Source organism: Streptomyces sp. YPW6, from assembly GCF_018866325.1.
Classification (GTDB): Bacteria; Actinomycetota; Actinomycetes; order Streptomycetales; family Streptomycetaceae; genus Streptomyces.
In genome coordinates this window covers 5,721,587-5,744,777 of the sequence record NZ_CP076457.1, presented here as the reverse complement: position 1 = coordinate 5,744,777, position 23,191 = coordinate 5,721,587, and the positions used below count along the sequence as shown (strand labels likewise).

General features: G+C 73.0%; 20 protein-coding genes and 2 pseudogenes. 8 read left to right on the top strand and 14 right to left on the bottom strand.

Going from position 1 to position 23,191, the window contains the following annotated elements:
* Positions 1 to 3 precede the first annotated feature (3 nt).
* A complete protein-coding gene (locus KME66_RS25290; protein ID WP_216326239.1) occupies positions 4 to 1,041 on the bottom strand; it encodes an ABC transporter substrate-binding protein in 1,038 nt (345 codons plus the stop codon).
* A gap of 566 nt (positions 1,042 to 1,607) precedes the next feature.
* Here KME66_RS25290 and KME66_RS25285 point away from each other — a divergent pair.
* Entirely contained in the window at positions 1,608 to 2,819 is a 1,212-nt protein-coding gene (locus KME66_RS25285; protein ID WP_367303632.1) for a hypothetical protein, read from the top strand.
* A gap of 383 nt (positions 2,820 to 3,202) precedes the next feature.
* On the opposite strand, the gene KME66_RS25280 is transcribed toward KME66_RS25285, so the two are convergent.
* The 6 genes and pseudogenes from KME66_RS25280 to KME66_RS34160 form a co-directional block, all read right to left on the bottom strand.
* The gene (locus tag KME66_RS25280; protein WP_216326233.1) at positions 3,203 to 4,150 is read right to left on the bottom strand and encodes a 3-oxoacyl-ACP reductase; all 948 of its coding nucleotides are present in this window, start codon (positions 4,148 to 4,150) and stop codon (positions 3,203 to 3,205) included.
* A gap of 34 nt (positions 4,151 to 4,184) precedes the next feature.
* Positions 4,185 to 5,261, bottom strand: a complete 1,077-nt coding sequence (locus KME66_RS25275) for a Zn-dependent alcohol dehydrogenase (protein WP_216326230.1) — start codon at positions 5,259 to 5,261, stop codon at positions 4,185 to 4,187.
* Positions 5,262 to 5,334: 73 nt separating this feature from the next.
* Entirely contained in the window at positions 5,335 to 6,189 is an 855-nt protein-coding gene (locus KME66_RS25270) for a MaoC/PaaZ C-terminal domain-containing protein (protein WP_073218411.1), read from the bottom strand.
* A 404-nt stretch (positions 6,190 to 6,593) separates the two neighbouring features.
* Positions 6,594 to 8,030: a DHA2 family efflux MFS transporter permease subunit gene (locus tag KME66_RS25265; protein ID WP_253208478.1), complete on the bottom strand. Its 1,437-nt coding sequence runs from the start codon at positions 8,028 to 8,030 to the stop codon at positions 6,594 to 6,596.
* 311 nt (positions 8,031 to 8,341) lie between these two features.
* Positions 8,342 to 9,544 (bottom strand): lipid-transfer protein, encoded by a 1,203-nt coding sequence (locus KME66_RS25260; RefSeq protein ID WP_216326226.1) that lies wholly within the window; start codon positions 9,542 to 9,544, stop codon positions 8,342 to 8,344.
* Positions 9,545 to 9,575: 31 nt separating this feature from the next.
* A pseudogene (locus tag KME66_RS34160) lies at positions 9,576 to 9,696 on the bottom strand (acyl-CoA dehydrogenase); the annotation flags it as partial.
* A gap of 203 nt (positions 9,697 to 9,899) precedes the next feature.
* Between KME66_RS34160 and KME66_RS25255 the strand changes: the two are divergent.
* The 5 genes from KME66_RS25255 to KME66_RS25235 all read left to right on the top strand — a co-directional run bounded on the left by KME66_RS25255 (position 9,900) and on the right by KME66_RS25235 (position 15,520).
* Positions 9,900 to 11,471 (top strand): MFS transporter, encoded by a 1,572-nt coding sequence (locus KME66_RS25255; RefSeq protein ID WP_216326224.1) that lies wholly within the window; start codon positions 9,900 to 9,902, stop codon positions 11,469 to 11,471.
* A gap of 133 nt (positions 11,472 to 11,604) precedes the next feature.
* Positions 11,605 to 12,192 (top strand): class I SAM-dependent methyltransferase, encoded by a 588-nt coding sequence (locus tag KME66_RS25250; RefSeq protein WP_236726283.1) that lies wholly within the window; start codon positions 11,605 to 11,607, stop codon positions 12,190 to 12,192.
* A 296-nt stretch (positions 12,193 to 12,488) separates the two neighbouring features.
* Positions 12,489 to 13,373 carry an N-acetylmuramoyl-L-alanine amidase gene (locus KME66_RS25245; protein WP_216326219.1) on the top strand — a complete coding sequence of 295 codons (885 nt, stop codon included), beginning with the start codon at positions 12,489 to 12,491 and terminating at the stop codon, positions 13,371 to 13,373.
* Positions 13,374 to 13,540: 167 nt separating this feature from the next.
* The gene (locus KME66_RS25240) at positions 13,541 to 14,395 is read left to right on the top strand and encodes a DUF5336 domain-containing protein (protein ID WP_216326216.1); all 855 of its coding nucleotides are present in this window, start codon (positions 13,541 to 13,543) and stop codon (positions 14,393 to 14,395) included.
* A gap of 114 nt (positions 14,396 to 14,509) precedes the next feature.
* Positions 14,510 to 15,520: an LLM class F420-dependent oxidoreductase gene (locus KME66_RS25235; protein WP_216326213.1), complete on the top strand. Its 1,011-nt coding sequence runs from the start codon at positions 14,510 to 14,512 to the stop codon at positions 15,518 to 15,520.
* 272 nt (positions 15,521 to 15,792) lie between these two features.
* Here the strand turns inward: KME66_RS25235 and KME66_RS25230 are convergent, their stop codons facing one another.
* Entirely contained in the window at positions 15,793 to 16,590 is a 798-nt protein-coding gene (locus KME66_RS25230; protein WP_216326210.1) for a maleylpyruvate isomerase family mycothiol-dependent enzyme, read from the bottom strand.
* A 159-nt stretch (positions 16,591 to 16,749) separates the two neighbouring features.
* Here KME66_RS25230 and KME66_RS25225 point away from each other — a divergent pair, with 159 nt between their 5' ends.
* Entirely contained in the window at positions 16,750 to 17,040 is a 291-nt protein-coding gene (locus tag KME66_RS25225; protein WP_073218440.1) for a hypothetical protein, read from the top strand.
* Between the two features lie 23 nt (positions 17,041 to 17,063).
* Here the strand turns inward: KME66_RS25225 and KME66_RS25220 are convergent, their stop codons facing one another.
* The 3 genes from KME66_RS25220 to KME66_RS25210 all read right to left on the bottom strand — a co-directional run bounded on the left by KME66_RS25220 (position 17,064) and on the right by KME66_RS25210 (position 20,267).
* A complete protein-coding gene (locus KME66_RS25220) occupies positions 17,064 to 18,137 on the bottom strand; it encodes a prenyltransferase (protein ID WP_216326208.1) in 1,074 nt (357 codons plus the stop codon).
* Entirely contained in the window at positions 18,134 to 18,865 is a 732-nt protein-coding gene (locus tag KME66_RS25215; protein ID WP_216326193.1) for a class I SAM-dependent methyltransferase, read from the bottom strand. Before KME66_RS25215 ends, KME66_RS25220 begins: the two co-directional genes overlap by 4 nt.
* Positions 18,866 to 18,953: 88 nt before the next feature.
* On the bottom strand, positions 18,954 to 20,267 hold the full coding sequence (locus KME66_RS25210) for a glycosyltransferase family 4 protein (RefSeq protein ID WP_073218449.1): 1,314 nt from the start codon (positions 20,265 to 20,267) through the stop codon (positions 18,954 to 18,956).
* 263 nt (positions 20,268 to 20,530) lie between these two features.
* Here KME66_RS25210 and KME66_RS25205 point away from each other — a divergent pair, with 263 nt between their 5' ends.
* Positions 20,531 to 21,154 (top strand): TetR family transcriptional regulator, encoded by a 624-nt coding sequence (locus KME66_RS25205; protein WP_073218453.1) that lies wholly within the window; start codon positions 20,531 to 20,533, stop codon positions 21,152 to 21,154.
* Between the two features lie 205 nt (positions 21,155 to 21,359).
* Here KME66_RS25205 and KME66_RS34155 read toward each other — a convergent pair.
* From KME66_RS34155 to KME66_RS25190, 3 genes and pseudogenes are all read right to left on the bottom strand, one after another.
* Positions 21,360 to 21,905, bottom strand: a pseudogene (locus KME66_RS34155) (4'-phosphopantetheinyl transferase superfamily protein); the annotation flags it as partial.
* Between the two features lie 86 nt (positions 21,906 to 21,991).
* Positions 21,992 to 22,243, bottom strand: a complete 252-nt coding sequence (locus KME66_RS25195) for an acetyl xylan esterase (RefSeq protein ID WP_073218456.1) — start codon at positions 22,241 to 22,243, stop codon at positions 21,992 to 21,994.
* A gap of 66 nt (positions 22,244 to 22,309) precedes the next feature.
* The gene (locus KME66_RS25190) at positions 22,310 to 23,170 is read right to left on the bottom strand and encodes a hypothetical protein (protein ID WP_216326186.1); all 861 of its coding nucleotides are present in this window, start codon (positions 23,168 to 23,170) and stop codon (positions 22,310 to 22,312) included.
* Between the last annotated feature and the right edge of the window lie 21 nt (positions 23,171 to 23,191).

Genomic DNA, 23,191 nt, shown 5'->3' with positions numbered 1-23,191 from the left:
CGGTCACTTCACCAGGTCCGCGCGGAGGTCGTCCAGGACCAGCCCGGCCGAGGTGACGCCGAGGCCGAGGTACCAGGTCTCGTCGGAGACGTCCTTGGCCCGGCCCTCCTGCACGGCCTTCAGGTTCTTCCACAGCGGGTTGGACCGGGCGGTGTCGCGCTGGGTGGCCTTCGGGTCGCCGTAGACACCGGTGAAGATCCAGTCGGCGTCCGCCTCGTCGATCTTCTCGGGGCTGATCTCGGTGGCGAGGTCGTCGATCTGCTGGTTCTTCGGACGCGGCAGCCCGACGTCCTCCAGGATCGTGCCGATGAACGAGGCCTTGCCGTAGAGCCGGAGGCGGTCGGGCATGTAGCGGACCATCGACACGGTCGGCTTGTCGGGGCCGATGTCCCGGCCGAGCTTCCGGGCCTTCTCCTCGTACGCGGCGAGCGCGGACTCGGCCCGCTCCGTGCGGTCCAGCGCCTGGGCGTTGAGGAGGTAGTTCTCCTTCCAGGTGAAGCCGGGGCGGATGGAGAACACCGTCGGGGCGATCGTGGACAGTTCGTCGTACTTGTCGGCTGCGCGGAGCTGGCTGCCGAGGATCAGGTCCGGCCGGAGGCCCGCGATGGCTTCGAGGTTCAGGCTGTTGATGGTGCCGACGCTCTTCGGTTCGCCCGCGGCCTTCTCCAGGTACGAGGGGATGGCCGCGTCGCCCTCGCTGGGGGCGTAGCCGACCGGCTTCAGGCCCAGCGACACCACGTTGTCGAACTCGCCGACGTCGAGGACGACCACGCGCCGGGGCGCGGACTTGATCTCGGTCTTCCCCATGGCGTGGGTGACCGTACGGGGGAACTCGCCGGCCTCGGCATCCGTGCCGTACGACGCGGTCTTCTTGGCCGCGTCCGCGAAGTCCTTGCCGCCCGTGGCGACGGCGGCCTTCTCGCCGCCGTCGGCCTTCGCCGCGTCCGCGCCCCCGCCGTCACCGCCTCCGCAGGCCGACAGGGAGAGGGCGGCCGCCAGGGCCAGGGCTGCGGCGGCGGTGCCGCGGGGGCGTAGGGACATCGCTTGCTCCAGTAGTCCGCTGCATGCGGGCGGTAGGGAGGGGACGGGTGAACGTGGGGGCACCACTGCGTGGGGCCGCGGGTGCTGGTCAGGGCCGCCTCACCCTAGACAGGGCCGTCGCCGGCAGCACACTCACCCCCTGCACCTCAGGAGAATCCGGGCATCGCCACCCTTATGTGTGAAGTGAGGTGGCTCGTGTTGTTCGGCTGGAAGTGCGAAAACTAGCTTTCGTAGCCGGAGGTGACGAGTCCATGACTGCCTGTGCCATCGAGGGTGGGTCCGCCGGGGCCGCCGCGACGGCGGACCCCGAAGCCGAGCCGGGAGTGGAGCCCGATCCGGAGGCCGGCCCGGTGGGGTCCGGCGCCCCCGGGGAGCCCACCGGGGCGGCCGGTTCCGGCCCGTCCGGCCCCCCTGCGGACGCGCCCGCCCCGCCCTTGGCCGGACCCGCCGCGAACGCGGGAACGGGAACGGGAGCGGAACCGGGAGCACGTCCGGAAGCCGGAACGGAAGCGGAAGCACATCCGGACGAGGGAAGGGGAGCCGGAACGGAAACAGGGCCCGGACCGGTGGCGGCCCACGCCCACGGGCCGGCGCCGTCGGCCGACGGCGCACCGGCCGGGGACCGGCCGGCAGGTGACGCGCCGGCCGACGGCACACCGCTCACCGGCGGATTCACGCTCACCGCGGACGGCGCCTATGCCGCCCGGCTCACCGCCGCCCCCGGGCCGCCGGGCGCGCGCGCCTGGTATCCGGAGCGGTGGACGCTGGACGGGCCCGAGCCGTATGCGGTGCCCCTCCCCCTCGACCAGCCCGAGGAGCCGGACTCCGAAGTGGCCCCGCTCGCCGACGGGCGGGTGCTGATCCGGCGGCGGGTGGCGGACCGGCAGATGTTCTCGCTGCTCTACCCGACCGGCCCCGGGACCGGTGAACTCCTGCTGGGCGCGGTCGGACGCACCGAGATGACCCTGCTGCCGCCGTCGCCGGACGGCCGGAGCGTGTACGCCTTGGCGGCGGGTGAGGACCACGCGTCCCTGTGGCTGGTGGCGGGCGGCGCCTTCGGGCCCGAGGAGGTCGCGCGGATTCCCGGGCGCTGTTCGGGCGGGGTGTGGCTGGACCGGGCGGGCCGGATGCTGGCGCTGGACCGGCGGGAGCCGGGCGGCGGGTCGGTCAAGGCGATCGCCGTCGACCTGGGTCGGCAGGGCGAGGTCACGCCCCTGCTGCAGATCGCACCGGGGAGCAACGACCGGCTGGTGCTCGCGGACCCGGACAGCGGGCTGCTGCTCCTCCGCTCCGACGCCCCGGGCCACGACCGGCTCGGCTGGGGCGTGCTGGGCAGCTGCCTGCCCGTGAGGTTCCCCGAGTGCCTGCGCCTCGCGGACGTGACGATGACGCCTTTCGCGGTGCAGCCGGACCAGATGCTGATGCCGGAGAGCTGCGCCGTAGCGCTGCGGATCGACGGGGCGAGGGGTAGCTGGGTGGGTGTGTGGCGCCCGGCGGGACGGCAACTGCACCAGTTCGCGGCCCCGTTGGGCTGGATGCCCGGCGCCGGGTACTGGAGCAGGGACGGTGTGCTGCGCCTGCCGTACGCGAACGGCGCGACGCCCTGCGGCGTGGCCCTGCTGGAAGCCCCCGAGGATGTGGACCCCGTCTCCGCGGCCGGGCGCACGGGTGCCGGGGAAGGTGGAGGGGAACCGTCCGCCGCCGATACCGCTCCTGCCGTGTGTAAGCCCGTTCCGTTGGGGCAGGCGCCTCTGCACGGAGCCGCTCGACCTGATTGAATTCGGGACCTGGGCCACGCGACCGTTCCGGGCGGGTACCGACGGTGACCGGGTCGGACGACGGTGGCGGGGCCGACGACATACGCAGGCGCGAGACAAGCAAGCGATCACGACGGGGTGACTTCCCAGATGTCCGAAGCACGGACCGACACGACCCAGCAGCGCCCGGCGGGGGCGGACGAAGGGGCCGCGACCGGTGGTTCCGGAAGGCACCGTGGGGGTGCGTCGGCGGAGAACACGTCGGTGCAGCCGCACGGCCGCCACCGCCGGCCCGCCGAAGCGGAGCCCGCGGCTGCCTGAGCCGCGGAGCAGTGCGGCACGGGAGGGCCTGGACCGGCGGACGACCGCCGGTCCAGGCCCTCCCGCACGTGCGGTGCGCACGGCTACCGCCGCTTCAGCTCCAGCACCTCGGCGGCGGCGAAGGTCTCGTTCGGCGGCCGGTCCGCGTAGTACGGCGTGAGCAGCTCGTCCAGCTCCGCGAAGGTGAACGCCTCCTTCGCCGCGTCGAACCGGGCGGCCACCCGCGGCCGTTCGACGACGGCGACCATCCCTCCGTGGACGACGAGCAGTTGCCCGTTGACCCCGGCCGCCGCCGGTGAGGCGAGATAGCCGACGAGCGGGGAGACGTGCTCGGGAGCCAGCGGGTCGAGGGCGCCGTCCGCCGGTTCCTGGAAGCCCGCGAAGACGTCCTCGGTCATGCGGGTACGGGCGCGCGGGCAGATGGCGTTGGCGGTGACGCCGTACTTGGCGAGGGCGAGGGCGGTGGAGGTGGTGAGCCCGACGATGCCGCCCTTGGCCGCCGCGTAGTTGGGCTGGCCCGCCGAGCCCGCGAGGAACGCCTCCGACGAGGTGTTGACGATCCGCCCGTAGACCGGGCCGCCGGTGGCCTTGGAGCGGGCGCGCCAGTGGGCGGCGGCGAAGTGCGTGGTGTTGAAGTGGCCCTTGAGGTGGACACGGACCACGGCGTCCCATTCCTCCTCGGTCATCGAGAAGACCATCCGGTCGCGCAGGATGCCCGCGTTGTTGACGAGGATGTCGAGCCGGCCGTGCGCGGAGACCGCCGACTCGACCAGTTCGCGGGCCTGTTCGTGGTCGGAGACGTCACCGAGGTGGGCGAGGGCCCGGCCGCCCGCCGCGCGGATCTCGGCGGCGACCTCCTCGGCGGGCGCGGCGGAGGCCTCGCCGGAGCCGTCGCGGCCGGGCTGTCCGTAGTCGTTGACGACGACGGCCGCGCCGAGGCGGGCCAGTTCGAGGGCTTCGGCGCGGCCGAGGCCGCGGCCCGCGCCGGTGACGATCGCGGACAGCCCGTCCAGCGGGAGGGAAAGTGACATCACGGTCCTCGGCTTCCTCGGGTGCGGGCGGGGTTCAGAGCTCGATGCAGGTGCGCAGCGCTTCGCCCGTGCGCATCTGGTCCAGGGCGTCGTTGATCCCGTCCAGCCGGACCCGGTGGGTGATCATCGACTCCAGGTCGATGCGGCCGGCCCGCCAGAGCGCGATGGCCCGCCCGTAGGAGCGCAGGACGTCCCCGCCGCCGTACAGGGAGGGAAGGATGCGCTTCTCGTCGAAGAACAGCTCGAACATGTTGGCCTGGAAAGTGTCGTCCATGGCTCCGGCCCCGACGACGCACAGGGTGCCGCCGCGGCGGGTGTTCTCGTAGGCGGTGCGGGCGGTGGCGGACTTGCCGACGACCTCGAAGACGTAGTCGAAGCCCTCGCCTCCGGTGACGCGCTGCTTGGCGTCGGCCAGTTCACCGGGGGCGACGGCCTCGGTGGCGCCGAAGCGCAGGGCGGCCTCGCGGCGGGAGGCGACCGGGTCGACGGCGATGATCTGGGCCGCGCCCCGGACCCGGGCGCCCTGGATCGTGGAGATGCCGACGCCGCCGCAGCCGATCACCGCGACCGACGAACCGGTCTCCACCTGGGCCGTGTTGATGGCCGCACCGAGGCCGGTGGTGACCCCGCAGCCGATCAGGGCGGCGATCTCGAACGGCACGTCGTCGGGGATCGGCACCGCGCAGGACGCACCGACGACGACCTCCTCGGCGAAGGTGCCGGTGCCCGCGAAGCCGAAGACGTCGCCGCCGGGACGCTTGAAGTTGGGGGTGCCCGCGTTCATGAAGCCCGCCAGGCACAGATGGGTCTGGCCGCGCTTGCAGGACGGGCAGTCCCCGCAGGCGGGCAGCCAGCAGACGAGGACCCGGTCGCCGACGCGCAGTCCGCTCACCCCGTCGCCGACGTCGACGACCTCTCCCGCCCCCTCGTGGCCGGGGACGAAGGGGGCCGGCTGCGGAAGGACGCCGCTCATCGCGGAGACGTCGGAGTGGCAGAGGCCGGTGGCGCGGATGCGGAGCCTGACCCTTCCCGGGCCGAAGCCCACCGCCTCGACGTCGTCGAGGACTTCGAGCTTCTCCTGGCCTGTCTCGTGCAGTACGGCTGCGCGCATGGCTGCGGCTCCCCTCACATCGTGATCTACAGCAGGGTTCTGGTGCGCCTCGGGGGTGGGTTCGGAGCGGTGCTCAGGAGTGTTCGACGAGCGTGTCGGTGAGGACCGGCGCGTCGTCGCGCTCGGCGGCGGTGACCGCGACCAGGACGCGGCCGTCCCCGGTCCACATCCGGATACGGAGGGTCTCGCCGGGGAAGACCACTCCGGCGAAGCGGGTGCGGTAGGCGGCGATCCGGGAGACGTCGCCCTCCAACAGGGTGTCGGTGACGGCCTTGAGGGTCATGCCGTACGTGCAGAGCCCGTGCAGGATCGGCCGCTCGAACCCGGCGAGCTCGGCGAAGGCGGGATCGGCGTGGAGCGGGTTCCAGTCGCCGGAGAGCCGGTAGAGCAGAGCCTGGTCCTCGCGGATGTGCCGTTCGACCGTGCGGTCGGGGGCCCGCTCGGGCACGGTGAGCCGGTCGGACGGCCCGCGCTCCCCGCCGAATCCGCCCTCCCCGCGGACGAAGATCTCGGCGTCGTTGGTCCACAGCGGGCCGTCGTCGTCGCCCGCCTCGGTCCGCAGCACGATGACGGCGGCCTTGCCCTTGTCGTACACCGCCGCGACCTTCGAGGTCTGCACGGCCCGGCCGGTCACCGGGATCGGTCGGTGGACGCGCACGGTCTGGCCGCCGTGCAGGACCGCGGTGAGGTCCACGTCGATGCCGGGCGCTCCCATTCCCCCGAGGGCCGCGGTGCCCGCGCCCGCGACGGTGGCGAAGCCGGGCAGCACCTGGAGCCGGGACTCCAGGGTGTAGCGCAGTTCGCCGGGGTCGGTGGCGGGAATGCCCGCGCCGAGGCCGAGGTGGTAGAGCTGGACGTCCTTGTGGTCCCAGCCGATCTCGGCCCGGCGGGGTTCGGCGGCGAGGGCCGCCGCGGCATCAATGGGCATGACGGAGCAGCTCCTTGATGGTCCTGGGGTGGTTCCGGGTCGGTCCTGAAGTGGTCCTGGGCGGCTCTTGGCGGTCCTGGGTCGGTCCTGAGTGTTCCGGGTCGGTCCTGGTTTTCGGGTCGTTCCTGTTTTACGGGTCGTTCCTGAGCTTTTCCGGGTGCCCCCCGGGGGCGCCGGGGTGTCCAGGGTGGTGGCCCTTCACGGCGGGAAGACCTCGGCGCGGCCGTCCGCACCGTCGGCCGCACCGAGGTCGTACGGTGACCGGCAGGGCGCGCCCCGTCGAGAAGGGACACACCTCTCCTAGAACGCGTTCTAGCCGATGCCGATGGCCCATGTATAACGCAGGCCAGAGAAGTTGGGAAGAGCACTGACGGACCGTCAGATCGTGGTGACGGGAAGAGCCTTCACGGCGCGCGGCGGGGCGTGCGGCGGTTCGGCAGCCAGAGCAGCATCACGATCACCCCGGTCAGCAGCACGCCGCTCGCCGTGCGGAACGCCATGGCGTACCCGGCGGTGATCTCGGCCAGTCCGTCGGAACCCGCCGTGCGCGCGGCGGCGACGGTGGACAGCACCGCGAGGCCCAGCGCACCGCCCATGGTGCGGGAGGTGTTGACCAGGCCCGAGACGAGTCCGGCGTCGCCCGGTTCCGCGCCGGAGGTGGCGAGGGTGGCGAGCGGGGTGGAGGCGAGGCCGGCGCCGGCCATCATGAGGACACCGGGCAGGCAGATCGCGGTGAGGTAGGAGCCGTCCACACCCATCGTGGACTGCCAGCCGAAGCCCGCGGCGGTGACCAGGACCCCGGCGACGGCGAGCGTCTTCGCCCCGGTGCGGACCATGAGGCGGGGGGCCGCCTTGGAGCCGATGACGACGGCGGCCGAGGTCGGCACCAGAGCGAGACCGGCCTCCAACGGCGTGTAGCCCAGGACGTTCTGGGCGTACACCGTCATGAAGTACCACATGGCAAAGGTCGCCGATCCCATGAGCAGCATCGACACATTGGCCGAGGAGACGGCCCGTACGGAGAAGACGCGCAGCGGCACCAGCGGGACGGCGGTCCGCGCCTCGACCAGCACGAACGCGGCCAGCACGGCGAGCCCGGAGAGCAGCGGGACGAGCGTGGCGGCGGCCGTCCAGCCCTCGGCCTCGGTCTGGACGATGCCGTACGCGACGGCGGCGAGGCCCGCGGTGACCAGGACCGCGCCGAGCAGGTCGATGCGCCGGCGGTCGCCCGCGCGGCCCTCGGTGATGCGCAGGGCTGCGGCGATCAGGACGAGCGCGCCGACGGGCACGTTGATCAGGAGGACCCAGCGCCAGGAGAGGGCGTCGGTGAGGGCCCCGCCGATGAGCCCGCCGGCCGCGCCGCCGCCCGCCCCGACCGCCATCCACGTGCCGATCGCCCTGGTCCGGGCGGGCCCCTCGGGCACGGCCGCGGTGAGGATGGTGAGGGTGGCGGGCGCGAGGACGGCGGCCCCGAGGCCCTGCGCGGCGCGGGCGGCGAGGAGCTGCCAGCCCTCCTGGGCGAGACCGCCCGCGAGGGAGGCGGCGGTGAAGAGGCCGAGCCCGACGAGGAACATCCGCTTGCGCCCGTAGATGTCGGCGGCCCGCCCGCCCAGGAGCATGAACCCGGCGAACGCGATCGAGTAGGCGTTGACGACCCACTGGAGTCCCGCCGCGCTCAGCCCCAGGTCGGCCCGTAGGGAGGGCAGCGCCACATTGACGACGGAGACGTCGAGGACGACGAGGAACTGACCGGTACAGGCGGCGAGTACGACGGCCCAGGTGCTGGGGCGTATGCGGGTGGTGGCGGGTGGGGCGGAGACGGGCGCGGAGACGTCGGGCATGACGGATATGGTCGCAGGCGTCGCGTGGCCCGTACATCGGGTATCGGATCCAGGTCCCGGGTCCCAGACGACCGGGACGGAGGTCCCGCCCCGCCCCGGTCGCCGGACCGAGGCCCTGCACCGGCCCGATCAGCCGGGAACGACATCCTGCGCCCACCCGGCCCTGGAGCCCGCACCCACCCCCGGCCCCGGGATCCGCGCCCACCCGGACTCGCCCGGACCCGGGGCCCGCACCCTGCCGACCGCACCCGGACCGAAGCCCCGCACCCCGGCGACGCAGCCGCCCCCGGCGTCCGCCCCTCAGCCGACCGTCAGCCGTGCCGCAGCAGCGTGACCACCGCCGCTCCGCCGAGGCCGATGTTGTGGGCGAGGGCGGTCCGGGCGCCGGGGACCTGGCGGGCTCCGGCCTCCCCACGCAGCTGCCAGGTCAGTTCGGCGGCCTGGGCGATGCCGGTCGCGCCCAGTGGATGCCCCTTGGAGATCAGCCCGCCGGACGGGTTCACCACCCACCGGCCTCCGTAGGTGGTGGCCCCGGACTCGACGAGCTTGCCGGACTCCCCCTCGCCGCACAGACCCAGCGCCTCGTAGGTGAGGAGTTCGTTGACGGAGAAGCAGTCGTGCAGCTCGATGACGTCGAGGTCGTCGGGGCCCAGGCCCGACACGGCGTACACCCGCTCGGCGGCGGCCCGCGCCATCGGGGCGCCGACCACGTCGATACAGCTGCCGGAGGCGAACGACGCCTCGGTGTCGGTGGCCATGGCCTGGGCGGCGATCTCCACCGCCCGCTCCCCCAGGGCGTTCCGCTCGACGAACCGTTCGGAGACCACGACGGCCGCCGCCGCGCCGTCGGAGGTGGGCGAGCACTGGAGCTTGGTGAGGGGGCGGTGGACGGTACGGGCGGCGAGAACCTCCTCGACCGTGTACGGGTCCTGGAACTGGGCGTACGGGTTGTGCACCGAGTGCCGGTGGTTCTTGGCCCCGACCGCGGCGAGCTGGGCGGGCGTCGTCCCGTACCGCTCCATGTGCTCACGGGCCGCGTTGCCGAAGATCTGGGCGGTGGGCGGGGACGCCTCGAAGCCGTGGCGGGCCGCCATGACGCCGTAGTGCCGCGCGACGGGCGAGGTCGCGAAGTCCGCGGCGCCGGACCCGCCGCCCGCCCCGCCGCCCAGGGAGCCGCGGGCCATCTTCTCGAAGCCGACGGCGAGGACGCAGTCGCTGCCGCCGCCCTCGACGAACTGCCGGGCCAGCATCAGGGCGGAGGACCCCGTGGCGCAGTTGTTGTTGACGTTGTAGACGGGTATGCCCGTCAACCCCAGCTCGTAGACGGCACGTTGACCGGCGGTGGAGGGCTGGAAGCAGTAGCCGACGGGGACCTGCTCGACCTGGTCGTAGCGGATCCCGGCATCCGCCAGGGCGGCGGCGCCGGCCTCGCGGACCATGTCCCAGTACTGCCAGTCGCGGGTCTCGGGCTTCTCGAACTTCGTCATGCCGACACCGATGATGTACGCCTTCATCGCTTCCGACTCCTCGTGGTGGAAGGGGGGTTCAGTCCCGGGGCAGGCCGAGGACGCGCTCGGCGACGGCATTGAGCCGGATCTGGGGTGGTGCCGCCCGCGATGGTCAGGCAGCGGGGCATCAGGAATCCGTGGAGGGCGCGCTCACCTGCTCCTGCCCCTGCGCGTCTCCGCCGGTCGCAGCCACGGGAACGGCGCAAGAGTAGAACACGTTTCTATCTGACGGAAGGTCAGGAAGCTGCCGGGTGCGAACCGAAGTGAACCGGACCGGAATGAAAGCGCCACCAGAAGCGTTCACCCTGCACGCACTTGGGGGGAGCCCGGGTGACCGACGGCTGCCCGGGAGGCCCCGCACATGCGACCGACACGACGGATACCGCACCCACAGGAGCTTCCCGCGCCGCCGAAAGCGCGGCGCCATGGCGGCATCGTGCCCGTCCTGGCCTTCGCGGGCATCACCGTCGCGGTCATGCAGACCCTGCTCGTCCCGGTCATCAAGGATCTGCCGGTCCTGCTGGACACCGCCCCGGCCGACGCCACGTGGGTGATGACCGCCACCCTGCTCGCGGGTGCCGTCTCGACCCCGGTCATGGGACGGCTCGGCGACCTCCACGGCAAGCGCCGGATGCTGCTCGCCTCGCTGGCCGTCATGGTGATCGGCTCGCTGATCTGCGCCTCCACCGACGACCTGACCGTGATGATCGCCGGCCGCACGCTCCAGGGCTTCGCCATGGGCGCCATCCCGCTCGGCATCGGCATCATGCGCGACGAGCTGCCGCGCGAGAAGCTCGGCTCGGCGATGGCGCTGATGAGTTCGTCCATCGGCGTGGGAGGCGGACTCGCGCTGCCCGTCGCCGCGCTGGTCGCCCAGCACACGGACTGGCACGCCCTGTTCCTCGGATCGGCCGGGCTCGGCCTGCTCGCGATGGCGCTCACGTACACATGCGTCCCCGAACCTCCGCTGCGCGCGCCCGGCTCCTTCGACCTCCCGGGCGCTCTCGGACTCTCGCTCGGCCTGGTCCTCCTTCTCCTGCCGGTCACCAAGGGCAGCGACTGGGGCTGGACCTCGGCACCGGTCCTCGGGCTGCTCGCCGCGTCCGTGGCCACCCTGGTGCTGTGGGGCCTGTTCGAACTGCGCACCCCGGCACCGCTGGTCGACCTGCGCACCACCGCCCGCCGCGAGGTGCTGCTCACCAACCTCGCCTCGATCATGGTCGGGGTCGCCTTCTACGCGGTCTCCCTCGTCCTCCCGCAACTGCTCCAGCTGCCCACGTCGACCGGTTACGGCCTCGGGCAGTCCATGGTGGTCGCCGGACTCTGCGTGGCCCCGCTGGGCGTGACGATGATGTTCGTCGCGCCGCTGTACGCCCGGATCTCGGCCCGCCGCGGCCCCCGGACCACGCTGATGCTCGGCATGCTCGTCATCGCGACCGGTTACGGGGCCGGCCTCGGCCTGCTCTCCGCCGCCTGGCAGACCGTGCTGATCGCGGTGGTGCTCGGCGCGGGCATCGGCCTCGCCTACTCCTCGCTGCCCGCTCTGATCATCGGGGCCGTCGACCCGTCGGAGACCGGCGCCGCCAACGGCCTCAACACCCTGATGCGGTCCATCGGCACCTCGGTGTCGAGCGCCGTCATCGGCATGGTGCTGGCCAACACCTCCGTGACCATGGGCTCCCACCAGGTGCCGTCCATGGAGGGGTTCCGGATCTCGTTCCTGATCGCCATGGGCGCGGTGCTGGCCGGCCTGGTGCTGGCGGCGTTCCTGCCCTCGCAGCGGCCGTCCGCGCACCCGGTGCTCCTGGCGAGCAGTGCGGACGCCGGGCCGGGCCCCGCCCCCGCGCCGGTCGCCCCGGCCTCCGCCGAGGCCCCCGCCGAGGCCGTCGGCCGGAACGTACGGCACGATGGGGCGCCGTCGACCGGCCCGTGAGCCGACCCGCCCCACCTGGAGGAACCCCGTGACCGCCGAGTCCGCCGCCGCTTCCGCTTCCGCCTCCGGACCCGCTGCGGCCGCCGGACCCGAGCCGGAGATCCTCGCCGCGTTCGAGGCCGCCAAGGGCTTCATGCCGGTCCATGAGGGCCTCGCCCTGTACGCCGCGGCCATCGAGGCCGGCGCGCTCGGGCTGCCGCTGCTGGAGGTGGGCACGTACTGCGGGCGCTCCGCCATCCTCCTCGCGGACGCGGCGCGGGGTGCCGGGGTGACCGCGCTGACGGTGGACCACCACCGGGGCAGCGAGGAGCAGCAGCCGGGCTGGGAGTACCACGACCCGAGCGTGGTGGACCCGGAGGTCGGGCTGATGGACACGCTCCCGACCTTCCGCCGCACCCTGCGCCGGGCGGGCCTGGAGGATCACGTGGTGGCGCTCGTCGGGCGATCCCCGCAGGTCGCCGCCGTGTGGAGCGGTCCGCTCGGGCTCGTCTTCATCGACGGCGGGCACACCGACGAGCACGCGAGCGCCGACTACGAGGGCTGGGCCCCGCATGTCGTCGAGGGCGGGCTGCTGGTGATCCACGACGTGTTCCCCGACCCGGCCGACGGCGGGCAGGCCCCGTACCGGATCTACCGTCGCGCGCTGGCCTCCGGGGCGTTCACGGAGGTGTCGGCGACGGACTCGCTGCGCGTGCTGCGCCGTACGGCCGCCGGAGTCTGAGCCGTACGTACCGCCTCCGGGCCACGTCCCCACGGGACCGGAGCCGAGGCCGGGACCGGGCCCGAGGCCGGGACCGGGGCCGAGGCCGGGACCGGGGCCGAGGCCGGGACCGGGGCCTGAACCAGGGCAGGCACCGGAGCCAGGGCAGGGGGCGAGGCGGGTCCGGAGCCGGGGCAGCGGGGGGGGGTGAGGCGGAGTCGGAACCCGGGCGGGGGGCGAGGCGGCACCGGTATCCGGCCCGTCCGGATGCGGGCGGGTGCCGGTCGCCCCGGAGGGCCGGTCGGTACCATCGCCGCGTGCCGTACGACGACAGCCCTCCCCCCACCCGCCGCGCCCGGCCGCTGTCCGTGGCCGCCGCACTGGCCGCCGTATGCCTGACCGCCGCCGGATGCGGCGGCGCGGAAACCGGCGCGTCCGGTGCGGCCTCGCCCCGGGCCGGCGCGGACGCCGCCTCCCCCGCACCTGCGAAGACCTCCGCCTCCCCGTCAGCGAAGCCGCTGCCGGAAGGACCGCTGACCGGCCGGACGGTGGTGATCGACCCCGGTCACCATCCGGGCAACCGCGATCACACCCGGGAGATCAACGAGCAGGTCGACATCGGCACCGGCCGCAAGGAGTGCGACACCACCGGGACGGCCACGAACGACGGTTACCCGGAGGCCCGGTTCACCCTGGACGTCTCCCACCGGCTGCGCACCCTGCTGGAGGCCGAGGGCGCCCGGGTGCGGCTGACGCACGACGCGGACCGGCCGTTCGGGCCGTGCATCGACGAGCGGGCCCGGATCGGGAACGAGGCGAAGGCGGACGCGGTGGTGTCGGTCCACGCCGACGGCTCCGCGGTGGGCAACCGGGGCTTCCACGTGATCCTGCCCGCCGAGGTCAAAGGCGGCGGGGCCGACACCTCGAAGATCGTGAAGAGTTCGGCCGATCTCGGCGCGAGGATCGCGGGACACTTCGCCCGCTCGACCGGAAGCGCACCTTCCAATTACATCGGCGGAAATACCGGCCTGGACACACGGGATGATCTCGGCGGACTGAATCTGTCGACCGTGCCCAAAGTGTTCGTCGAATGCGGCAATATGCGTGATCCGGAGGACGCCGCACTGCTCACCGCCGCGGCGTGGCGGCAGAAGGCGGCCCAGGGACTGGCCGACGGCATTACGAGCTACCTGAAGGGGTAGTTCTGCGGTGATATTGGGGGGACAACCGTTCATGACCCGGGCTGCGGGGCAACCCGCCCGGGCAGACGATAGATTCATCCGTACGATGGGGAGCCGCTCCCGAGCTTCGAGCCGCACCGGCGGCAGCGACGACCGCCCCGACGAAACGACCGACTAAGGACCTTCACGTGAATATCCGATCCCTCACACGAGGCGACGGCGTGGTGATCGGAGCAGCGGTCGTGCTGTTCATCGCCTCTTTCCTCGACTTCTCCAGCTACGAGTGCCCGCAGGGCGTCGACTGCTCCCGGTTCGACAGCCCCAACGCCTGGGATTCGCTCGGGCTGTTGATGAGCGTCTTCCTCGCCGGTGTGATCGGCGCGGCGCTCCTGATCGTCAGCCGCGCGATGCCGGGCCGCAAGGTCGTCGGCCTGGACCTCGGTCAGTTCGGTGTGGCGCTCACCATCTTCGCCCTGTGGACCGCGTTCTGGACGATTCTCGACGTCAACAACGCCGGAGCAGGCCTGATCCTCGGCCTGCTGGCCGCCATCGTGCTGGCCGCCGCAGCCGTCGCCGGCCCGCTGGTCCCCGCGCTCAAGGCCCCGCTCCTCAGCCCGTCCGGCCCGGCGCAGGGAGCGCAGGGCGGCCATCAGCCGTACGGGGCGCAGCCCGGCCAGGGCTACGGCTACCCGGGCCAGCAGCAGGCGCCGTACGGCGCCCAGCCGGGCCAGGGGTACGGCTACCCGGGCGGCCCCCAGCAGGGGCAGCCCTCCCACGGCGACCCGGCGCAGGCGCAGCAGGCCCAGGCCCAGCAGCCCGCGCAGGGCGGCGCGGCACAGGCGGGCGACTTCGCCCCGTTCTGGTTCGCCGTCCCGGTGGCGCGCCCGCTCTACGGCGAGGACGGTTCGCCGAACCCGATCGCCGAGCTGGCGCCGGGCACCTGGTACCTGGCGGTGGAGCAGCGCGGCCAGAACCTCATCGCCCAGACGCAGGACGGCCGTCGTGGCGTCCTGCAGGACACCACGGGCATCCAGCGCGGCTGATCCCCCGCGCGCGCACCGCGGCCCCTCGCCCTTCCGGGCGGGGGGCTGTTGTCGTACAGTCCAGTCCGCACCCACGTATCTGACGATACGTCAGTCACGGTCGGAGGGAGTGCCATGCGGCTCGGACTCGCGCTCGGGTACTGGGGCCGCGGCCCGGACACCGGTCAGCTCGCCCTGGTCCAGGAGGCCGAGCGGCTCGGCTACGACTCCGTGTGGACGGCGGAGGCATGGGGCTCGGACGCCTTCACCCCACTGACCTGGATCGCCGCCCACACCTCGCGGATCCGGCTGGGGACCGGCATCGTCCAGATGGCGGCCCGCACCCCCACGGCTACGGCCATGCACGCGCTGACCCTGGACCATCTCTCGGGCGGGCGGATGATGCTGGGGCTCGGCCTGTCGGGGCCGCAGGTGGTGGAGGGGTGGTACGGGCGGCCGTTCCCGAAGAGCCCGCTGACCGCGACCCGGGAGTACGTCGAGGTCATCCGGCAGGTGCTGGCGCGCCGGGGGCCGGTGGAACTGGCCGGCCGCTTCCACTCCCACCCGTACGACGGACCGGACGCCACCGGGCTCGGCAAGCCGCTGAAGCCGATCACGCATCCGCTGCGCGCCGCGCTTCCGGTCCTGCTGGGGGCGGAGGGCCCGAAGAACATCGCGCAGACGGTGGAGATCGCGGACGGCTGGCTGCCGCTGTACTGGTCGCCGCTGCGCACCGACGTCCACCGCGCCTCGCTCGCCGGGCTCCGGGACGGGTTCATGGTCGCGCCGATGGCTCGCGCGCACGTCTGTGACGACGTGGCCGAGGGGCTGTGGCCGGTGAAGGCGATGCTCGGCTTCTACATCGGCGGGATGGGGCACGCCGCGCGCAACTTCCACGCCGATCTGATGGCCCGCATGGGGTACGAGGAGGAGGCCCGGCGGATCCAGGAGCTGTTCCTCCAGGGCCGCAAGGAGGAGGCGGTGCGGGCGGTCCCGGACGCGTTCGCCGACGAGATCTCGCTGATCGGGCCGCGCGCCCGCATCGCGGAACGGCTGGAGCTGTGGCGTGCGGGCCCGGTGACGGATCTGCTGGTCACCGCCCCGGATCCGCACACGCTGCGGACCCTGGCGGAACTCAACAGCTAGGCCTTGGCGTCAGACTGCCGTCGTCGCGCGGCAGGCGACAGTTCGACGACAGGCCCGACGGCGCCTGGGCAACTCGGCAACTCGGCAACTCGGCAACTCGGCAACTCGGCAACTCGGCAACTCGGCAACTCGGCCCGGCAGGCGTCGCACCGGCAGACGGCAGACGGCAGACGGGAGACGGGAGACGGGAAACCCTCCACGCCCCAAACCGCAGACACCAACCCCCACCCCCTGGACCGCAGTTCGACGACCGCGCCCGGGGGCGGAACGCCTCAGCCGAACGAGGAGCGGTCCAGCCAGAAGTCCAGCAGCGCCGCGTCGCCCAGCACCTCCACGCGCGGATCGGTGGGCTCCAGGCGGCGGTTGAAGACGAGCATCAGATCGGTGAGCGTGCCGCGCAGCGCGACCGTCGCCTTCTCGTGCGCGTGCCGCCAGGTGAAGCGGTCCTCGCCGAACTCGATCAGCCACTCCGCGCCGGACACGTCGGTGGCGTGCAGATGCAACGAGCGCCCGCCGCCCCGCAGTTCCGCCGCCTCCGGGTCGCCCTCCTCCTGGGCCAGGGCGACGATGCCCAGCCACTCCTCGATGGTGTCCGCGGCCACCTCGGCGTCGACCTCGTACGGGGCACGGGCGGCGAGCGCCGCGTCCGCCCGGTGCACGGCCGTCTCGTGCGTCATGCGGCGCGCCCAGAAGGCCGTACGCCGCTCCCTCACCCACGTCCAGACCTCCGCGTCCGGCCCGGCCTCGCGCAGCGCGGCGACGGTGGCGGCCGCGCCTTCGGCGAGCCAGGCGTCCAGCGCGGCCGGGTCCTCACTGTCCGGCCCCTCGAAGCCGGGCACCTTGTCCTCCGGAACCTCTTCGGCAGCCCGGGTCCGGACGATCTCGCCGACCCAGCGGTGCGCGCCGCCGACGTGCACGGCGAGCTCGCGAAGGGTCCAGTCGGGGCAGCTGGGAACGGTGGCACCGAGATCGGCGCCGTTCAGCGCCGCGCGCAGGGCGTCGGTCTGGGCCAGGATCTCGTCGCAGCAGCGATCGTAGGAGAGGGAGGAGACTGAGGAGCAAGACGTCATGCGGCACTCTAACCGCGGATCCCGGGATGACCATCCTGATATCCGCCCGGTGCGGGAGGCCCTTCCCGGCGCTTCCGCCCGGACGCGCCCGTTCCCCGGACGGCCACCCGGCGCGGGCCCTCCGGGTTTCACCCTCGGTAAAGCGGCAACCAGAGCTCCATGTCTCCCAGAACCCGTTCAGGAAGCAGCTCAGCGGCACGTGTCATCGCCGTCGTGGCCGACATCTTGGCCTTCATCATCATCCTCTGGATCCTGATGTACCTGCTGGACGCCAACCGCGGCAACGACTTCGTGCAGTGGGTGCACGACGCGGCCCGCTGGCTGGCCGGCTGGTCGTACGACCTGTTCACGTTCGACCGGGCCTGGGCGAACGTCGTCGCCGGGTACGGTCTCGCGGCGGCGGTCTACCTCTTCATCGGGCACGCCGTGGCGGGCCGGATCCGTCGCTGAACCGGCGCCGCCCCCGGCGGTGCTCAGCGGCAGCAGTCCGGCTCCAGGCCGACCGGCAGCCGCTCGCCGCCGAAGACCGCGGTGGTCGCCTCGTCCCCCCCGAGCGCGGCCACCGCGAGCAGCAGGGAGCCCGCCGTCCAGGTGGTCAGCTCCTCCGGCCAGACGGCCTTGTCGCCCTCGAAGACGTACCCCGTCCAGTACAGCCCGCCGTCGGCGCGCAGATGCTGGATGGACTGCAGGATCTCCAGGGCCCGGTCCGACTCCCCCGTCATCCAGAGGGCCAGGGCGAGTTCGCAGCTCTCTCCGCCGGTCACCCAGGGGTTGGGCAGCACACAGCGCACCCCGAGGCCGGGGACGACGAAGCGGTCCCAGCCCTCCTGGATGCGGTTGGTCGCCTCGTCCCCGGTGACCGCGCCGCCGAGGACCGGGTAGTACCAGTCCATCGAGTAGCGGTTCTTGTCGAGGAAGCGCTCGGGGTGCCTGCGGATCGCGTGGGCCAGTGCCCCGGTCGCCAACTCCCAGTCGGGCTGCGGCTCCTCGCGCCGCTCGGCGATGGCCAGCGCACAGCGCAGCGCCTGGTGGATCGAGGAGGAACCGGTCAGCAGCGCGTCGTCGACCGGAGTGCCGTCCGGCTCCCGCTTCCAGCCGATCTGGCCACCGGGCTGCTGGAGCCGGAGCACGAACTCGATCGCCGCGTAGACCGTGGGCCACATCCGGTCGACGAACGCCTCGTCGCCGGTGGCGAGGTAGTGGTGCCAGACGCCCACGGCCACGTACGCGCAGAAGTTGCTCTCCCGGCTGCGGTCGGTCGGCTGCCGCGGATCGCCGTCGTGGTAAGCGGCGTACCAGGACCCGTCGCCGTTCTGGTTGCGGGCGAGCCACTCGTAGGCGCGGGCGGCGGCCTCGTGCGCGCCGGCCGCGTCCAGGGCCATCGCGGCCTCGGTGTGGTCCCACGGGTCGAGGTGATGCCCCCGGAACCAGGGCAGCGCCCCGTCCTCCCGCTGTACGGCGGCGATCGCGGCGACCGTCTCGGCGGCCTGGGACGCCGTCAGGACGCCCGGCAGAACGAGGTGTTCGGTCTGTTCGGGAGTGCTCACGCCTCGGCCTTCGGAAGGTGCGGCTTGGTGGCGTACGCGACGAAGCTCTTGCCGACGACCGGGTTGAGGAGTTGCTCGGCGACCCGGGTCGCGAGCGGCTTCTTCATGATGTCCCAGACCAGCAGCTTGTGGTACGCCCGCACCGGCAGGGCCTTGTCGTTGTCGACGCCGAAGGCGCACTTGAGCCACCAGTACGGCGCGTGCAGGGCGTGCGCGTGGTGGGTGCCGTACGGCTTGAGGCCGGCCTCGCGGATCCGGGCGAGGAGCTGGTCGGCCTTGTAGATACGGATGTGGCCGCCCTCGACCTCGTGGTACGCGTCGGAGAGGGCCCAGCAGATCTTCTCGGGGCCGTAGCGCGGGACGGTGATGGCTATCCGGCCGCCCGGTTTGAGCACCCGGACCATCTCGGCGAGGACGCCCTTGTCGTCCGGGATGTGCTCCATGACCTCGGAGATGATCACGACGTCGAAGGAGTCGTCGGGGAACGGCAGGTTGAGGGCGTCGCCCTCCATCGCGGTGGCGGTGGCGCCCTCGGGGGCCTCGCCGGCCTCCTTCATCGCGGCGAACCACGTGGCGACCTCGCGGATCTCCTCGCCGTTCCGGTCGAGGGCCACGACCTGAGCTCCGCGCCGATAGCACTCGAAGGCATGCCGGCCGGCACCGCAGCCCAGATCGAGCACTCGGTCGCCGGCGGCGAGCGGGAAGCGGGTGAAGTCGACGGTCAGCACGAGGGCCTGCCTTCGAGGTCGGAGGTACGGGTTGCGACGAGCGGGTCCACGCTCGCCCGGGGGCGCGCGGCCGCCCGGGGGACGGCGGTCACCTGCGGACTCCGCGGGCGGTGATCGCCTGACGGTACAGCTCGGCCGTTCCGGCGGCCGCCCGGGCCCAGGTGAAGTTGGCCAGCACCCGGTCACGGCCCGCCGTGCCGAGCCGGGCGCGCAGCTCCGGGTCGGCCAGCAGCCGGGCCAGCGCACCGGCCAGCGCGTCCGCGTCTCCGGGCTCCACCGCGAGACAGGTCTCCCCGTCGCGCCCGGAGACCTCGGGGATCGCTCCGCCGGTGGTGGCGACGAGCGGGGTGCCGGTGGCCATGGCCTCGGCGGCGGGCAGCGAGAAACCTTCGTACAGCGAGGGCACACAGGAGACCTGGGCGCTGCGCACCAGGTCGACCAGCTCGGCGTCGCTGATGCCCTTGACGAACTCGACGGCGTCCGCGAGCCCGTGCCGCTCGATCGCGCGGGCCACGGGCCCGTCCTCGGCGCGCTTGCCGACGACGACCAGGTGGGCGGCGGGGTTCTCGGTGCGGAGTTTGGCGAGCGCGTCGACGAGGTGGACGAGCCCCTTGAGGGGGACGTCGGCGCTGGAGGTGGTGACGATGCGGCCCGGCACCTCGGGGACGGCGGGGTCGGGCGACCACAGGTCGGTGTCGGCGCCGATATGGACGACGCTGATCCGGTCCTGGCGCACGCCGAGGTCCTCGACGATCTCGTCGCGGGAGGAACCGGAGACGGTGAGGACCGTGTCCAGCTTGCGGGCGACCCGCTTCTGCATGCGGGTGAAGGCGTACCAGCGGCGTACGGAGGCACGTCGGCGGCGACCGGCCGCGGCGGCCAGGTCGAGCCTGCGGTCCACGGTGATGGGGTGGTGGATCGTCGTCACGAGCGGGGCCCCGAGGTCGCCGAGGAGCCCGTAGCCGAGGGTCTGGTTGTCGTGGACCACGTCGAAATCGCCGCGCCGGGCCAGCAGGTGGCGGCGGGCGCGCAGGCTGAAGGTGAGCGGCTCCGGGAAGCCGCCGGTCCACATGGTGGCGACCTCGGCGAGGTCGATCCAGTCGCGGTACTCGCCGCGCTTCGGGGTGCGGAAGGGGTCGGGCTGCCGGTAGAGGTCGAGGCTGGGCAGCTCGGTCAGCGGGACGCCCTCGTCGAGCACCGGGTAGGGCTGCGCGCCGATCACTTCGACGCTGTGCCCCAGGCGGGCCAGCTCGCGCCCGAGGTGGCGGACGTAGACGCCCTGGCCGCCGCAGAAAGGATTGCCCTTGTATGTGAGGAGTGCGATGCGCAACGGCCGGTCGCCGGTCCCGGCGGAGCTGCCGTCGCCCGTGCGGGGGCCTGTCTCTACGGCCTCAGCGGTCACACTCGGCCCCCTTCTGACTGCGTGTTCGCCGGAGCGTAACCGGTCGCGCTAATCTAGAACAAGTTTCAGACTCGCTGGAACGAGTTTCCTACTTGATCGCTCGACGTGCGTCGAATCTACCGGCAGGTAGCGTCGGCGGAACGGCCGGATCAGGTGATTCGCGCCACGACGGACGCCCTGGCATGCTGTCCGCGCCCGGACGGCTCGTTTCGCCCGTCCGGGCGGATCAAGCCATGGATCATGGATCGTGGAACGGGGACAGCATGACCGCGGACGCCAGACCGGCAGCGCCTGCGCTGACCGAGCGCCAGGAGGCTCGTCGCCGCCGCATCCTGCACGCCAGTGCCCAGCTGGCGAGCCGGGGCGGGTTCGAGGCGGTGCAGATGCGGGAGGTGGCCGAGGCCGCCGGGGTCGCGCTGGGCACGCTCTACCGCTACTTCCCGTCCAAGATCCATCTGCTGGTCGCGACCATGCAGGACCAGCTCCAGCACCTGCACACCACGCTCCGCAAGCGCCCGCCGGCCGGCGAGGACGCGGCCCAGCGGGTGGCCGAGACGCTGATGCGCGCCTTCCGCGCCCTGCAGCGCGAACCGCACCTCGCGGACGCCATGGTCCGCGCGCTCACCTTCGCGGACCGCAGCGTGAGCCCCGAGGTGGACACGGTCTCCCGGCTCACCACGGCGATCATCCTGGACGCGATGGGCCTGGAGCACCCGACTCCGGAGCAGCTCTCCGCGGTACGGGTCATCGAGCACACCTGGCACTCGGCACTGATCACCTGGCTGTCGGGCCGGGCGTCGATCGCCCAGGTGAAGATCGACATCGAGACGGTCTGCCGGCTCATCGACCTGACGGCGGAACCGGGGGCGGGGAAGCAGCGGGGCTGAGCGGAGGCACGAGCGCGCCGGAGGCTCCGTCCACCCCGGCGGCCCCGTCCACGTCTGCCGCGGCGGCTCCCTCCGCGCTTGTCCCGGCGGCTCCGGCGGCCCTGTCCGAGTCTGTCCCGGCGGCTCCGGCGGCTCCGTCCATGCTTGTCCCGGCGGCCCCGTCGGCCCTGTCCACCCCGGAGGCTCCGTCCACGTCCGCCCCGGCGGCCCCGGCGAGTGCCACCACGGCCCCGCGGTGCCGGTCCGTCCACGTGGTCACCGGGAGGTCGTCCCGCCCGGCCTTGAACAACGCCTCCCGGCGGACCCACAACCGCAGCAGCGCCGGACCGGGTTCGGTCTCGGCGCAGGCGGCGTCCACCTCGCCGGGCGGCAGGAGCCGTCGCAGTACGGAGGTGGGCCCCGGCCGACGGGTCAGGGGCTCCACGTCGATACCGACCGGGCCCGGCCCGACCACCGCGGCGGCCAGACCGTCGGCATGGCTGAAACCGGCGCCGAGACCGGGGTGGCCCGGGAGGTACGGCCGCCCGTGCCCGTCCCGCCCGCATCCGGGGCAGCGCTGGCCCGGCTCCACCTCGCGCGGTGGCAGCCCGGTGACCCGGGAGGCGCAGAGCCGCAGCAGCAGCCGGGCCGCCAGCACGTCGTCGCGCCGGGCGGGCACCCGGACGCCCGCGAGCCGGCGCCGCTCCCAGGGGGCGAGCAGGCTCTCGTCCAACTCCGGGTGGGCCAGCACCTCGGCGGTGGTGGCGACCAGTGCGAGGGAGTCCCCGCCCTTCCCGTGCGCGGCGGGCGGGACACCGGAGGAGGCCGGCGCCCCGCCCGCCCGGCCGGGTCCTTCGCTCACCCGGCCGGGACCTCCGCGTGGCCGGCGGGGTCGAGGAAGCGCTCCTTGACGCGGGCGAGGGTGCGGAAGTCGTCGATGGTGACCTCCTGCAGATCGATGCTGCCGCCCGAGATCTCCTCCAGGAGATCCACGAACTCCAGGAAGTCCATCGAGTCGATGAGGCGGGCCTCGATGAGGTCCTCGTCCACGCCGATCGGGCCGTCGAGGCCCGGGTTCTTCTCGTGGAGCCACGCTGAGACCTGGTCCATGGGAAAATCGCTCCTCTTGCTGTTCTGGTGACTGAGCCGCTCCGGGGGCGGCGCTCGGGGTGGCCGTCAGGCCCCGGTGGCGGTCCGGAGCCGCTCCAGCGCCCGCTCGGCCGTGCCGTGGGCGAGGATCATCGCGTGCACCCAGCGCTCGACGCCGAAGGCGACGCAGGAGCTGTACGCGGGCCCGTGGGAACCGGCGCGGATGCCGAGCCGCTCGCCGAAGAAGTTGCGGTGCCGGTTGACGGAGGCGATCGCCGTGCCGTCGGGCGCGCTGTACTCGTACTTGACCGGGTCCAGCGCCATGAGGCGGGCCCGCGAGCCCCCGTTGTCGTAGAACGGGTCGTCGGCCGCCGCCCTGGTCAGCGTCAGGCCGAGCCGCCCGGCGACTTCCTGGACGAACTCCCCTCCACGCGCCTGGTGTTCGGTGGCCCCGTCCTTGGTTCCGAGATAGAGCACCTCACGCATGTGGAACCCCCACAGGCGGCGCAGGCCGTCGTAGTGGGTCTCGTTGCGGAAGCAGCGGCCGACCGCCGAGAGCCGCAGCCCGTCATCGCCGACGTCCTGGCCCTCCAGGGAGAGCAGCAGTCCGTAGCAGGTCGCGGACGGCAGCACATGGCCGGTCGGGTCGAGCGGAAGGTCCTGGGGGGAGCCGCCGGAGGCGAGAGCGTCGAGCACGTCCGGGCCGAACCGGCCTGCGGAGACCCCGAGATGAGGGAAGTTGCGGAAGAAGTCCAGCCGTGCCAGTCCGTCGACGGAGAGCAGCGGCGGCCCCACCACCTCCGGAGCGGAGAGCTGCGCGGCCAGGCCGGTCAGCAGGTCGTCCAGGCCCCACAGCAGCGCGGTGCGGACCGGGTCCAGCGTGATCAGCCCGGGGCCGGGGCTCTTCAGCTCGATGTCCGGAAGGGAGGTGGTGCTGGATCTGTTCATGAGACCGCGTCTTTCTGGAAA